The organism is Actinophytocola sp., from assembly GCF_050699935.1.
In the GTDB taxonomy this organism is placed as follows: domain Bacteria; phylum Actinomycetota; class Actinomycetes; order Mycobacteriales; family Pseudonocardiaceae; genus Actinophytocola.
On record NZ_JBOHGB010000054.1, the window covers coordinates 29,671 to 42,223 of the forward strand.

Consider the following 12,553-nt stretch of genomic DNA (forward strand, 5'->3'; position numbering starts at 1 on the left):
CTCACTGCCTGATGTCCTCAGTGGACCGAATCCAGGAAGGCCAGGCTGCGTGCGGTGGCCCGGCGCGGCAGCTCGTCCGCACCGGTCTCGTCGGCACCGTGCTCGGGCAGCGCGGTGTCCTGCTCGAGCACGTACCAGCCGTCGTAGTCGTTGTCGCGCAACAGCTTCAGCAGCTCGGGGAGGTCGACGTCGCCCTCCCCGAGCGGCACGTAGACGCCCCGCGCGACCGCTTCGGTGTAGCTGATCCGCCCGTCCCGCACCGCCTCGGCGAGGTCGGCACGGACGTCCTTGAGGTGCACGTGACCGACCCGGTGCGGGGCGGCGCGCACGAGCTCGACGGGATCGGTGCCGCCGATGAGCAGGTGGCCGGTGTCCACGCACAGCGGCAGGTCGGAGTCGGCGAGGAACCGGTCGACCTCCGCCGTGGTCTCCACGTGGGTGCCGACGTGCGGGTGCAGCGCGGTCCGCAGGCCCGCGCGCGCGGCCCGGTCGCGGATCAGGCCCGCGATCTCGACGAGCGTCCGCCACGCGGCCGGGGACAGGGCCGGGCGATCGTCGTAGCCGTCGAGCCCGGTGGCCGCCGCCAGCACCAGGACGTCCGCGCCGGCGGCCGCGAGCAGCTCCGCACTCCGCGCCGCTTCGTCCACTGTGGACTTCCGGGCCGTCTCGTCGTGCAGGGCGACGGCGAGGAACCCACCGACGAGGCCCAGCGCGTGCTCGTCGAGCAGCGCGCGCAGCGAGGCGGGCTCGGTCGGCAGGTATCCGGGCGGGCCGAGCTCGGTGGCGGTGATGCCCAGGTCGGCCATCTCGCCCAGGACGGTCGAGGGCTCGAGCATCCGGCCCCAGCCCGGGACCTCGCAGACGCCCCAGGAGATCGGTGCCGCGGCGATCCTCATGGCGTGCTCCCCCCGTCGCCGTCGTTGATGCGGACCGGCGCCCCGGTGCGCCGCGAGCGCTCGCACGCCTCGGCCAGGCGCAGGCTGACCAGGCTGTCCCGGGCGGGCGACGGGTTGTCCGCGCGGCCGCCGATGACGTCGACGAACACCTGCATCTCGTTGCGGTACGCGCGCCGGAACCGTTCGGGGAAGCCCGGGTAGGCGTCGCTGTTCACGCGCGGCCCGTCCGGCTCGAGCGAGGTGAGCGGGGTGCGCGGGTCGAGCCCGACGGCCACCGAGTCCATGCCGCCGAGTACTTCGATGCGGTGGTCGTAGCCGAGCGGGTCGTGCCGGCCGCCGTGCAGGACCGCGTGCGCGCCACCGGCGAACCGCAGCAGCGCCACCGCGTTGTCGACGTCGTCGGCGTCGGCGAAGGCGCGGTCGACGAGGACCGAGCCGGACGCGTACACCTCGGCGACCGGCTCGCCGACGAGCCACGGGACCGCGTCGAGGTCGTGGATCAGCAGGTCGCGGAAGATCCCGCCGGACGTGGGCAGGTAGGCCGGGTCGGGCGGGCTGGCGTCGAAGCCGGTGGCGCGGACGTGGTAGATCGGTCCGAGCTCGCCGGTGACGATGCGCCGGCGCAGCTCGACGACCGCGGGGTCGAACCGCCGCTGGAAGCCGACGAGCACGGCGGTCCCGCTCGCGTCGATCTCCTCGACGAGCACGGCCATCTCGGCGAGGTCGGCGGCGATGGGCTTCTCGCACAGTGTGGGCGTGCCGGCGGCGAGGCAACCGCGGACGAGGGTCGGGTGCGTGTCGGTCGGGGTGGCGACGACGACGCCGTCGGCCTGCTCCAGCAGGCCGGTCACGCCGGTCGCCGGGCGGGCCTTGTCGAGGACGGCCGCGGCCTGTTCGGCCCGGCCCTCGATCGGGTCGTAGAGCAGCACCTCGTCGACCGCGGCGAGCGACGCGAGGTGCGCCGCATGCATGGTCCCGATCCGGCCGACCCCGGCGACGCCGATGCGCATGTTCGCTTCCGTCCGTCGTTAGAGCGCTCTAACGGAACATCCTGTAATGTCCGTCACACCGGTGTCAAGGAGCGTGGGGCCTTGGGGCGACCGACGATCGAGGACGTGGCCGCGCGGGCCGGCGTCTCCCGGGCGCTGGTCTCGCTGGTCATGCGCGGTTCGCCGAAGGTGAGCGAGGCGCGGCGGGCGGCCGTGCTGACGGCGGCCGAGGAACTGGGGTACTCGCCGCACGCGATGGCGCGGTCGCTCGCGAGCCGGACCTCGCACGTGCTCGGCGTGATGGTGTCGGACCTGCACAACCCGTTCTGGGCCGAGGTGGTCGACGGTCTGGACTCCTACGCGCGGTCGGCCGGGTTCGAGCTGGTGATCAACACCGGCGGCCGGCGGCCGGCGCGCGAGCGCCAGGCGCTCACCGGCCTGCAGTCGTTCCGCCCCGCCGGGATCGCGTTGCTGGGCCCGGTCCTGCCGGCGAGCTCGATCGCCGCGGCCGCGGCGCACACCCCGGTGGTCCTGGTGTCCCGCTCCTCCAGGCAGTCCACAGTGGACACGGTGAACGACGACGGCCGGACGGGCTCGGGGATGGCCGTGGACCACCTGGTGTCGCTCGGCCACCGGGAGATCGTGCACATCGACGGTGGCGGCGGATCGCAGGCCGCCCCGCGCCGGACCGGCTACGTCGCGGCGATGCGGCGGCACGGCCTGGCTCCCCGGGTCGTGCGCGGCGAGTACACCGAGGCCGCGGGCGCGGCGGCGGTCCGTTCGCTGCTCGGCACGCCGCCGACCGCGGAGGTGACACCGCCGACCGCGGTGGTGGCCGCGAATGACCTGAACGCGGTGGGCGTGCTGTCGGCCCTGGAGGCGGCGGGCCTGTCGGTGCCGGCGGACGTGTCGGTGGTGGGCTACGACAACACCTGGCTCGCGGCCCTGCGCCACGTCGCGCTGACCACGATCGACCAACCCCGCAACGAGATGGGCCGGTTGGCCGCGGAGGCACTGATCCAACGCGTCCGCGGCGAGCGCACCACGCCGGCCCGCCACCTGCTCCGCCCCCGCCTGATCGTCCGCGCGACCACGGCCACCCCCCGCTGAGGGAGGTTGTCCACAACCGCCCGACCTGTCCACACCCCGCCCACACGTGCCAGTCTACCGGTGGGGACTGACGAAACACGTGGTCACGGCGTTGCTGTGGACAACTGTGACCATTGTGGACAACTCTGGATCAGTCGTCGTCGGTGGCTCGGCGGCCGCGTTTCGTCGCGGCGCGGCGGCGTTTTTCCGCCAGGCGGCGTTCCTTCGCTCCTCGCGTCGGCTTCGTCGGGCGGCGCTTCGCGGGCGGGGGCTCGGCGGCCGCCCGCAGCAGGGCCGCCAACCGCTGGCGGGCCGCGGCACGGTTCGCCAGCTGGGCCCGGTGTTCCGAGGCGACCACGGTCAGGACGCCGCCCACCAGGCGGGACGACAGGCGTGCCAGCACCCGGTCACGCAGCCACGGCGGAATCGACGGCGAGCGGGCCACGTCGAACGACAGCTCGACCCGGCTGTCCGTCGTGTTGACGCCCTGGCCACCCGGGCCGGAGGAACGGGAGAAGCGCTCGTGCAACTCGGCCGCGGGGATCACCAGGTGACCGGTCACCCGAAGGTCAGCCATGGAACCTGAGGCCGGCGTTCGCGGCGATCCCGACCAGCGTGCCGGCGTCCACGACCGGGAGCTTGTCCGTCGGCCGCTTTCCGTTCCGCCGCTGGCGTTCCGACAGGTTCGAGGCGCTCGCGGTCACGCTCGTCCCGTCCGGCCGGACCATGAACACCGTGTACCGCTTCACGCCCGTGTCGGAGTCCTTCGACGTCGCCACCGCTACCAGGCTCCCGGCCACCGTCCGCACCTCGCACCCGGCGTTGCGGTCCTCGATCCACTCGCAGCCGACCCCAGTCGCGGCATCCGCCCAGCCGACCGACACGGACAGCGAGCCCTCCGCGGACGACGAGCTCACGTCCGCCTCCAGCTCGTAGGCGTCGGTCCCCGGCCGGAACCTCGCCTCACCGCCGCCGATCGCCGTCAGCTCCGTGTCCGCGTCGAGCACCCGGGACTTGGCCAGCAACGCCGTCAGCCGGTCCGCCTGGTTCACCGACAGCGGCGGCCGGGCCGGTGCGGACGACGGGCCGGCCGCCGTGGTCGACGACGGGCCGGACGGGACCGGATGGCCGGTCCGGCTCGCCGCGGGCGGCAGCTCCCGCCCGGTCTCCCCGGCGAGCAGACCCGTCACCAGGACCGCCCCGACCGCGGCCGCCACGACACCGGCGATCGCGCCCCCGGCGGAGAACACCCGGCGGTTGCGCAGCTTGCGCCTGCCGGTCCGGAACACCTCGTCCCGGTCCAGCGTCAGCGGCGGCTCGCCGGCGAGCGCGCGACCGAGCAGCGCCTTGACGTCCTCGTCGTCGGACGACGAACTCATGACGCACCCGCCTCCCGGTCACCGGCGGAGCGGGACGGGTCGGCGGAGCCGGGCGCGCCGGCCGACCCCGAATAGCCGGACTCGGACAGCATCCGGCGCAGCGCCGCGAGCCCCTTCGACGCCTGGCTCTTGATCGTCCCCTCGCTCTTGCCCAGCGCCGCCGCGGTCTCCGCGACCGTCAGGTCCTCCCAGTACCGCAGCACCACGACCGCACGCTGACCGGCCGGCAGCCGGGCCAGTGCCCGCCGCACGTCGACCGCGTCCTCCACCCCCGCGGGCAGCGACGCCTCCGTCTCCGGCAGCTCGCCGACCACCGCCTCGCGCCGCCGGTACGCCCGCCGGGACTCGTCGATCGCCGCCCGCACCATGACCTTGCGGGAGTACGCGTCGACGCTGCCGTCGCGCCGTATCCGGGACCACGCGACGTAGATCTTCGTCAGCGTGGTCTGCACGAGATCCTCCGCCCGATGCCAGTCACCTCCACACAACAGGTACGCGGTCCGGCGCATGACGACGGCCCGGCTCTCGAGGTACTCCCCGAACTCCGCATCGCGGTCTGGCACGGACCTGCGTTCCTCTCGTCCCCCGTAGTACGGCGGTGTCCCGGACGCGGTTGCCTAGAAACGAGGGTGATCACCGATGAGCTCGGCGCGCGCCGCGTCCGGATCGTCACCCAGCGGGGCGATCTCGCCGAGTACCCAGGCCGGGACGTGCCGCGCGGTGAGCACCGCCAGAGCCCGGTCGACGTCCTCCGGTGCCACCACGGCCACCATCCCGACGCCCATGTTGAACGTGCGCTCCATCTCCTGCCGCTCGACCCGGCCGCGCTGCGCGATCATCGAGAACACCGGTGCGGGCGTCCACGTACCGCGGTCGAGCGACGCCCGCAGCCCCGGCGGGATCACCCGGGCCACGTTCGACGCCATGCCGCCGCCGGTGACGTGCGCGAACGTCCGGACGTCGGCCTCGGCGACGACGGCGAGGCAGTCCTTGGCGTAGATGCGGGTCGGCTCGAGCAGCTCCTCGCCCAGCGTGCGGCCGAACTCCTCGACCTGCCCTTCGAGCGGCATCCGGCCGATGTCCAGCAGCACGTGCCGGGCCAGCGAGTAGCCGTTGGAGTGCAGCCCCGAGGAGCCCATGCCGATCACCACGTCGCCCGGCCGCACCCGCTCCGGCCCGAGCACCGCGTCCGCCTCGACGACGCCGACACCGGTGGCCGACAGGTCGTAGGCACCGTCGGCCATCAGGCCCGGGTGCTCCGCGGTCTCGCCGCCGAGCAGCGCGCAGCCGGCCCGCACGCAGCCCTCCGAGACGCCCTTGACCAGGGCCGCGATCCGCTCCGGGAGCATGGTGCCGACCGCGATGTAGTCCTGCAGGAACATCGGCTCGGCGCCGCACACCACCAGGTCGTCGACGACCATGGCGACGAGGTCGATCCCGACCGTGTCGTGCACGTCGAGCGCCTGCGCCACCGCGATCTTGGTGCCTACGCCGTCCGTGGACGCCGCGAGGACCGGCTCCCTCCAGCGGTCCAGCTTGAGCTTGAACAGGCCCGCGAACCCGCCGATCCCGGCGAGCACCTCGGGCCGGACCGCCTTCTCGGCGAACGGCTTCAGCTGTTCGACCGCCTGCTCACCGGCCTCGATGCTCACCCCCGCGGCGGCATAGGTCGCGTGCGGGGTGTTGCTGGTGTCGGTCATGGTTCCCGGTTCAGGGTCGCTGGAGTGCGTCCTCGGCACCATATCCGGCGGGCACGACGGGAGCGGCGGAGCCCGCGACCCCCTTCTCCAACCCCTCCAGGAGGTGCTTGCCGATCAGCGCCTCGTCCGGCAGCGCGATCGGGTACTTGCCGTCGAAGCACGCCATGCACAGGCGGCTACGCGGCTGCTCGCTGGCCGCGATGAGGCCCTCGAGCGACACGTAGCCGAGCGAGTCGGCGCCGATCGAGCGGCGGATGTCGTCGAGCTCCATGCCGTTCGCGATGAGCTCGGCCCGGGAGGCGAAGTCGATGCCGTAGAAGCACGGCCAGCGCACCGGCGGCGACGCGATCCGCACGTGGACCTCGACGGCGCCGGACTCGCGCAGCATGCGGACGAGCGCGCGCTGGGTGTTGCCGCGCACGATCGAGTCGTCGACCACGACCAGCCGCTTGCCGCGGATGACGTCCTTGAGCGGGTTGAGCTTGAGCCGGATGCCGAGCTGGCGGATCGTCTGCGAGGGCTGGATGAACGTGCGCCCGACGTAGGCGTTCTTCACCAGGCCCGAGCCGTAGGGGATGTCCGAGCCCTGCGCGTAGCCGATCGCCGCGGGCGTGCCGGACTCCGGCACCGGGATCACGAGGTCGGCGTCGGCGGGCGACTCGACCGCGAGCCGGCGGCCGATCTCCACGCGGGTGGCGTGCACCGAGCGGCCGCCGATCGTGGTGTCCGGGCGGGCCAGGTAGACGTACTCGAACAGGCAGCCCTTCGGCTCGGGGTTCGCGAACCGCGCCGAACGCAGCCCGTTCTGGTCGATGGCGAGCAGCTCGCCGGGCTCGACCTCGCGCACGAACGACGCGCCGACGATGTCCAGCGCGGCGGTCTCGCTCGCGACCACCCAGCCACGCTCGAGGCGGCCGAGCACGAGCGGCCGCACGCCGTGCGCGTCGCGCGCGGCGTACAGCGTGGTCTCGTCCGCGAACACCAGGCAGAACGCGCCGCGCACGCCCGGCAGCAGGTCGAGCGCGGCCTGCTCGATGCCGCGGTCGGCGGCCTCGGCCGCGAGCAGCCCGCAGAGCAGGTCGGAGTCGGTGGTGGCGCCGTTGTTGGTGCGGATCCCGGCCGCGCGCGCCCGGTCGAGCAGCTCGGCGGTGTTCACGAGATTTCCGTTGTGGCCCAAGGACAAGCCGCCGCCGACGGCCGTGTTGCGGAACGTCGGCTGGGCGTTCTCCCACGTGGTCGAGCCGGTGGTGGAGTAGCGGCAGTGTCCGACCGCGATGTACCCGCGCAACGAGGACAGCGTCTGCTCGTCGAACACCTGGCTGACCAGGCCCAGATCCTTGAACACGACGATCTGCCGGCCGTCGGACACCGAGATGCCGGCTGCCTCCTGCCCACGGTGCTGCAGCGCGTAGAGGCCGAAGTAGGTGAGCTTGGCGACCTCCTCGCCCTTGGCCCACACCCCGAACACGCCGCACTCCTCGCGGGGCTCGGGTTCCGGCGCGTTGCTCTGGTCGGTGACCACCGAGGTTGCTCCCCTGCGGACGGCGTCAGATGCCACCAGTGTAGGTCGCCGCCGGCCAGGACAGCGCGACGCGCCGGAGTGGCGGTCAGCTCATTCTCAGTGCGTGCAGGACGTCGCGCTCACCCGTACCGGTGAGTTGCATCCGGCTCCACAGCTGGTAGAGCAGGTTCGCGGGGTGACCGTCCAGCCGAGCGTCGGCCGGCTCGTCGCGCGCGGCCTGGCGCACCAGCGGGGCCTCCCCGGGCGCGAGCCGGACGAACCAGCGTTGTGGACCGTCCGTACAGGACACCACCGCCGTGCCCGCGACGGTCGGCGGCGAATCGGTGCGCAGCCGGGCGGCGAGCAGCGTGCCGAGCAGCTCGTCGAGCGCGTCCGCGGCCTGGTCACGGTCGGTCGGCGCGAGTGTGCGCAGCGCGGCCTGGGCGTCCCAGCGGCGCAGGTTCAGCTCGTGCGCGGCGCGCCGGTGCCAGACCCAGGCGAGGTCCGGCGCCGCGGGTGAGAACGTCCACACCGGACGGTTGCCCGGGGTCGCGGCGAGCACCTCCCTCGCGGCGGCGAGCTCCACGTCGAGGTAGGCGAGCGGCTCGGCCGGCGGCCGGGCCGGGCGGGGGCGCAGCTGGACCACGCTGCCGCTGGTGAGGTAGCGGCTGACCTGGGCGAGGAACCGGCCGACGTGGACGGTCAGCTCGGTGAAGGTCCACCCGGGGCAGGACGGCACGTCGGCGCGCGGGTCGGCGCGGCCCGCGGCTTCCCGGAACATCGCCGCCTGCTCGGTGAACACGTCGAGCCACCGCGGCGGAGTCCACACCGGCATGCCTGCCTCCCGGCCGATTCGTGCGCACATGCACACAGTGCGCGCGGAAACACCCTACGCAGCCGCCTTGTTGGGTAATTTCAGTGCGCCCTCAGTATTGGAGGTCGCCGTGGCCGACGGATATCAGGTGGACCCCGCGACGCTGCGCGGCGCGTCGCGCGACGTCTACGCCGGCTCGGACGCGGTCGGGGACGCGGCGGCACGGCTGTCGTCGGCGCAGCTGGTGGCGGCGGCGCTCGGCGAGGTGCCCGCGGCGGACGAGCTGGCCAGGGCGTTCGCCGCCTTCGTCGGTGCGCACGGCGACGACCTGCGGCACGGCGCGAGCTGGGTCGGCGACGCGGCCGACGGGCTGGTGGCCGGCGCCGAGGACTACGAGCGGCGGGACGAGAACGCCGCCTCGAGCGTGACGGCGGCCGGCTCGTGATCGACCCGGAGACGCTCTACGGGCAGCTGGCCAGCGGCGACACGGGCCGGATCCGCGCGGCGGCCGAGCCGGTGACCGCGGCGATGTCGGCGCTGACCCACGCGCGATCGTCGCTGGACGGCGGCGGTTCGACGGCGACCGCCGGCTGGCAGGGCGCGGCGGCGGACGCGTTCGCGGCGCGATCCTCGCTGTCCGGCACCGCGACGTCGACCGCGCACGCGCGGCTCGACCAGGCCGCGAAGGTGCTCGAGGCGGCCGCCGGGGCGTACCAGACCATGCGCGCGGCGGCCGACAACGCGATCTCGGCGTGGCGCTCCCGGCCCGCGGGCCTGGACGGCGCGGCGACCGCGGCGCTCGCGGATCGGGTCAACCAGGCGCTGACGACCGTGCGCGACGGCTACGAGCGGACGCTGCGGGCCTATGCGGGTTCGCTCACCGGTCTGCGGCCGGCGTTCGCCGAGGTCGCCGGGTCGGACGCCACGTGGCAGCGGACGGCGTCCCCGTCGGGCGCGACCGTGCCGCCGCCCGGGTCGGACCCGCGGGCCGTGGCGGCGTGGTGGCAGGGCCTGTCGCGGGCGGAGCGCGACCAGCTGCTGGCCACCCGGTTCGACGCGCTGGGCCGGTTGCGCGGGCTGCCGGCCGGGGTGCTCGACGACGCGAACCGGCGGCGGATCGACGCGGACCAGGAGCGGCTCGGTGCGTCCGCCTCGGCGCTGGACGGGCAGATCACGCAGCGGGCGAGCGAGGTCGGCCTGGACCCGTCGGACGAGGGCGCGCTGCGTGCCGATCCGCGGCTGGCGGACCTGCTGGACCAGCGGCAGGACGTGCACCGGCAGCTGGACAACGCGGTCGCGGCGGAGCAGCGGGTGGCCGAGGCGGCGGCCCGGACCCCGGACGAGGTGTACGTGCTCTCGTACGACCCGGTCGGGCCGGGACGGCAGGAGGGCACGCTGGCGGTGGCGTTCGGCAACCCGGACGTGGCGGACAACGTCGCGATCGCCGTGCCCGGGGTCGGGACCACGCTGGAGAACGGGTTTCCGAACGAGCATGCCGCGGAGCTGCGGGAGGAGATGGACGCCGCGGCGCCCGGCGAGCGGAACGCGACGGTGGCGTGGCTCGGTTACGACGCGCCGTCGTGGGACCTGAGCGTGGCCTCGACGGACGACGCGAAGGAGGGCGGCGCCCTCCTGGTGTCCGATGTGGACGGTTACCGTGCGGCGGCCGAGGCGGCGGGGCACGACCCGCACGTGACGGCGCTGGGGCACAGCTACGGCAGCACGGTGGTCGGGTACGGCGGGATGAACGGCCTGGCCGCGGACGATCTGGCGTTCCTCGGCTCGCCGGGCGTGGGAGCGTCGTCGGTGGACCAGCTGTCGGCGGGCGCGGGCCACGTGTGGGCCGGCGCGACCGAGCACGATCCGATCGTCGCGGGCACGAGCGGCGACTGGTTCACCGAGGACGGCTCGTCGACCACGCCGTACGAGGAGTCCTTCGGCGCCAACCAGTTCGAGGCGGCGACCGAGGAGAACCTGTTCGGCGCGCACAGCACGTATTACCAGGACGGTTCGGAGTCGCTGCGCAACCTGGGCAACATCGCGACGGGCAACTACGACGCGGTCACCGAACCGCGCTGGCAGGACTCGCCGCTGCCGCCGTCGCTGCCGGGCTCGGACCTCCCGGTGGTCGGCCCGGCGATCGACGCGGCGGCGAACCTCGGCAAGGAGGCCGTGGACATCGCCGAGGACGTGGGCGGCGGCCTGTGGAACGCCGCGGGCGACGCCCTGCACGGCGACTGGGACGGGGCGTGGGACGAGCTCCGCGATACGGGCGGCGAGCTGCTGAACGACGCGGGCGACGTCGTCGTGGGCACGATCGGCGACGTCGTCGAGGGCGGTCGGGACCTGGTGGAGGCCGGAAAGTCCTTGTACGACAACACCTTGGGCCGCCTGTTCTGACCCCGGCATGGCCTCCGGCCCCCCGACACCCAGCCTACGGCCCCACCCCGACAACCCGAGCCCAGAACACCCGTCCCCCGTGGACAACCCGTCCCACCACAAACAAAAGCTCCCCCGCGCGCACGCGCGTGCAGAACCCGGCTACCGAAAGCCCCACCCTGTCCCGGGGGCCACCCTCACGTGCCAGCCTACCGGCTCACACCGACGAGAAGGGGTTGTCGAGCTTGCCTGTGGACAGCGGCGAGCATTGTGGACAACCGGCGTTTCCGCTGGTGGTGAGCATTCGGGTCAGAGGCGGACCAGCGGCAGGAGCGGGGAGAGGTCGGCCCGGTTTCCGGAGGCGGTGATCTTGCCCGCCGCCACCGCGTCGGGCCAGGTCAGGGTGCCCGTGGCCAGTTCCAGCCAGGTTCGGGGATCGGTCTCGACCACGTTCGGGGGTGTGCCACGGGTGTGCCGCGGCCCCTCGACGCACTGCACGGCCGCGAATGGCGGCACCCGCACCTCGACACTGCGGCCGGGCGCCTCCTGGGCGAGCGTGCGCAGGCTCAGCCGGACCGCGGCCGCCACGGTCGGGCGGGGCGGCCGCGGAGCCTCGCCGGCCAGCCACGGGTTGACCGCGAGCACGGCCTCGCGAAGTTCGTGCGGGTCAACGGGTTTCGTGCTCAGGACGCGACCTCGCGGACGACCTCGTCGAGCAGTTCCTCGATGTGGTGGGTCAGGTTGCGCGTGTCGGCCGGCGAGATCGTCGTCCACGGGGTGCCGTCCTGCGCCGAGCGGCGGATCTGCACGTACCGCCCGTCCTCGGTGTCGAAGAAAGACACCACGCGCTCGGCTCGCCGCCGGCGGCCGAACTTGTCGCGGGCGGCCGCGCCGAAGTTGCCGGTACCGGTCACGTCCTTGATCATCTCGGTCAGCGTCTCCGCGTCGTCCGCGCGGATTCCACGTGCCAGCAACGCCTTCTGGAAGCCCTCGCGCACGCCCTCCGCGCCGTGGGCCGCCGCCTCGAAGTCCTCGGTGCGCAACGTGACCGACCGGCCCGGGCCCGGCGCCGACGCGGGCAGCGCCGACAACGCCACCCCGGCCAGAGCCGTCGCCGACGCCCGGCGCAGCGTCACCTGCCCGCCGCTCAGCTCGGCCACCGCCGCCTGCTCGCCGGCCGCCGCAGCCAGCACCCGCAAGTCGCGGCCCGCATAGGCCCGCACGTCCACCTCGCGGTCCGGCTTCGCCAGCACCGGCAACATGTCCTCGAGGTCCGGGTGTACCTCCACCGGCCGCCCCAGGCCGCGCCCCTCGAGGTCCGTCCACGCCCGCTGCTCGAGCCGCGCGCGCTCCTCGAAGGTCTTGCCGGGCGAGGGCACCTTCACCACGAGCGGCAGCTGGCCGAGCCGCAGGTGCTCCCACAGGACGTCGAACTCGAGAGCGGACAGGGTGATCGGCTCGGTCTCCCGCTCACCGATCGAGAACGCGCTGGTCACAGAGCCAACCTTACTCAGAGAGAAACCGGGGCGGGGCGCCGCTTGCGCGACACCCCGCCCCGACTGCGTCAGCTGTTGTCTACTCCTGCGGAGTCGCCCCACCGATCACCGGCGGCACGACCCGGCGGTCGTCACCGAAGACGTCCTCGGTCTCGAGCAGGTAGTCCGGCGCGTAGCGCTCCTCGTCGTCCTCACCGTCGCCGCGCCGGCCACCGGCGCCCATCGGACCGACGACCCCGCGACCACCCGCGCCGGCCGCGGCCCGGCCACCGACCGCACCGCCACGGCTGTTGGCCGCACCCGCCGCACC

General features: G+C 73.9%; 13 protein-coding genes and 1 pseudogene. 3 read left to right on the forward strand and 11 right to left on the reverse strand.

The features are described from left to right. Positions 1-17: 17 nt before the first annotated feature. Both ACRDTB_RS18780 and ACRDTB_RS18785 read right to left on the reverse strand, forming a co-directional pair. Positions 18-896 carry a TIM barrel protein gene (locus ACRDTB_RS18780; protein ID WP_431431957.1) on the reverse strand — a complete coding sequence of 293 codons (879 nt, stop codon included), beginning with the start codon at positions 894-896 and terminating at the stop codon, positions 18-20. Continuing rightward, positions 893-1,906 (reverse strand): Gfo/Idh/MocA family protein, encoded by a 1,014-nt coding sequence (locus tag ACRDTB_RS18785; RefSeq protein ID WP_431431959.1) that lies wholly within the window; start codon positions 1,904-1,906, stop codon positions 893-895. The genes ACRDTB_RS18780 and ACRDTB_RS18785 overlap by 4 nt, the downstream gene beginning before the upstream one ends. 81 nt (positions 1,907-1,987) lie before the next feature. On the opposite strand from ACRDTB_RS18785, the gene ACRDTB_RS18790 reads away from it, so the two are divergent. Then, positions 1,988-2,995 (forward strand): LacI family DNA-binding transcriptional regulator, encoded by a 1,008-nt coding sequence (locus ACRDTB_RS18790; RefSeq protein WP_431431961.1) that lies wholly within the window; start codon positions 1,988-1,990, stop codon positions 2,993-2,995. A gap of 130 nt (positions 2,996-3,125) precedes the next feature. Here the strand turns inward: ACRDTB_RS18790 and arfB are convergent, their stop codons facing one another. The 6 genes from arfB to ACRDTB_RS18820 form a co-directional block, all read right to left on the reverse strand. After that, positions 3,126-3,551, reverse strand: coding sequence for an alternative ribosome rescue aminoacyl-tRNA hydrolase ArfB (gene arfB, locus ACRDTB_RS18795; protein ID WP_431431963.1), 426 nt, complete (start codon positions 3,549-3,551; stop codon positions 3,126-3,128). Further along, positions 3,544-4,353, reverse strand: a complete 810-nt coding sequence (locus tag ACRDTB_RS18800; RefSeq protein WP_431431965.1) for a hypothetical protein — start codon at positions 4,351-4,353, stop codon at positions 3,544-3,546. Before ACRDTB_RS18800 ends, arfB begins: the two co-directional genes overlap by 8 nt. Further along, entirely contained in the window at positions 4,350-4,916 is a 567-nt protein-coding gene (locus tag ACRDTB_RS18805) for a SigE family RNA polymerase sigma factor (RefSeq protein ID WP_431431967.1), read from the reverse strand. Before ACRDTB_RS18805 ends, ACRDTB_RS18800 begins: the two co-directional genes overlap by 4 nt. A gap of 54 nt (positions 4,917-4,970) precedes the next feature. After that, the gene (gene purM, locus ACRDTB_RS18810; protein WP_431431969.1) at positions 4,971-6,053 is read right to left on the reverse strand and encodes a phosphoribosylformylglycinamidine cyclo-ligase; all 1,083 of its coding nucleotides are present in this window, start codon (positions 6,051-6,053) and stop codon (positions 4,971-4,973) included. 10 nt (positions 6,054-6,063) lie between these two features. Continuing rightward, positions 6,064-7,575, reverse strand: a complete 1,512-nt coding sequence (purF, locus tag ACRDTB_RS18815; protein WP_431431971.1) for an amidophosphoribosyltransferase — start codon at positions 7,573-7,575, stop codon at positions 6,064-6,066. A gap of 85 nt (positions 7,576-7,660) precedes the next feature. Further along, a complete protein-coding gene (locus tag ACRDTB_RS18820) occupies positions 7,661-8,419 on the reverse strand; it encodes a maleylpyruvate isomerase N-terminal domain-containing protein (RefSeq protein WP_431431972.1) in 759 nt (252 codons plus the stop codon). Positions 8,420-8,498: 79 nt separating this feature from the next. Here ACRDTB_RS18820 and ACRDTB_RS18825 point away from each other — a divergent pair, with 79 nt between their 5' ends. Both ACRDTB_RS18825 and ACRDTB_RS18830 read left to right on the forward strand, forming a co-directional pair. Continuing rightward, on the forward strand, positions 8,499-8,813 hold the full coding sequence (locus tag ACRDTB_RS18825; RefSeq protein ID WP_431431974.1) for a hypothetical protein: 315 nt from the start codon (positions 8,499-8,501) through the stop codon (positions 8,811-8,813). Continuing rightward, on the forward strand, positions 8,810-10,768 hold the full coding sequence (locus tag ACRDTB_RS18830) for an alpha/beta hydrolase (RefSeq protein WP_431431976.1): 1,959 nt from the start codon (positions 8,810-8,812) through the stop codon (positions 10,766-10,768). Before ACRDTB_RS18825 ends, ACRDTB_RS18830 begins: the two co-directional genes overlap by 4 nt. Positions 10,769-11,056: 288 nt before the next feature. Here ACRDTB_RS18830 and ACRDTB_RS18835 read toward each other — a convergent pair whose 3' ends face one another. The 3 genes and pseudogenes from ACRDTB_RS18835 to ACRDTB_RS18845 all read right to left on the reverse strand — a co-directional run. After that, positions 11,057-11,434 (reverse strand): sterol carrier family protein, encoded by a 378-nt coding sequence (locus tag ACRDTB_RS18835; RefSeq protein ID WP_431431987.1) that lies wholly within the window; start codon positions 11,432-11,434, stop codon positions 11,057-11,059. Next, on the reverse strand, positions 11,431-12,243 hold the full coding sequence (locus ACRDTB_RS18840; RefSeq protein ID WP_431431979.1) for an ESX secretion-associated protein EspG: 813 nt from the start codon (positions 12,241-12,243) through the stop codon (positions 11,431-11,433). Before ACRDTB_RS18840 ends, ACRDTB_RS18835 begins: the two co-directional genes overlap by 4 nt. Positions 12,244-12,322: 79 nt before the next feature. Next, positions 12,323-12,553, reverse strand: a pseudogene (locus tag ACRDTB_RS18845) (hypothetical protein); the annotation flags it as partial.

Excerpts from the sequence above, each read along its gene's own strand:
- ACRDTB_RS18785 (WP_431431959.1), bottom strand. The coding sequence starts at position 1,906 with ATGCGCATCGGCGTCGCCGGGGTCGGCCGGATCGGGACCATGCATGCG.
- arfB (WP_431431963.1), bottom strand. The coding sequence starts at position 3,551 with ATGGCTGACCTTCGGGTGACCGGTCACCTGGTGATCCCCGCGGCCGAG.
- ACRDTB_RS18820 (WP_431431972.1), bottom strand. The coding sequence starts at position 8,419 with ATGTGCGCACGAATCGGCCGGGAGGCAGGCATGCCGGTGTGGACTCCG.
- ACRDTB_RS18800 (WP_431431965.1), bottom strand. The coding sequence starts at position 4,353 with ATGAGTTCGTCGTCCGACGACGAGGACGTCAAGGCGCTGCTCGGTCGC.
- ACRDTB_RS18780 (WP_431431957.1), bottom strand. The coding sequence starts at position 896 with ATGAGGATCGCCGCGGCACCGATCTCCTGGGGCGTCTGCGAGGTCCCG.
- purM (WP_431431969.1), bottom strand. The coding sequence starts at position 6,053 with ATGACCGACACCAGCAACACCCCGCACGCGACCTATGCCGCCGCGGGG.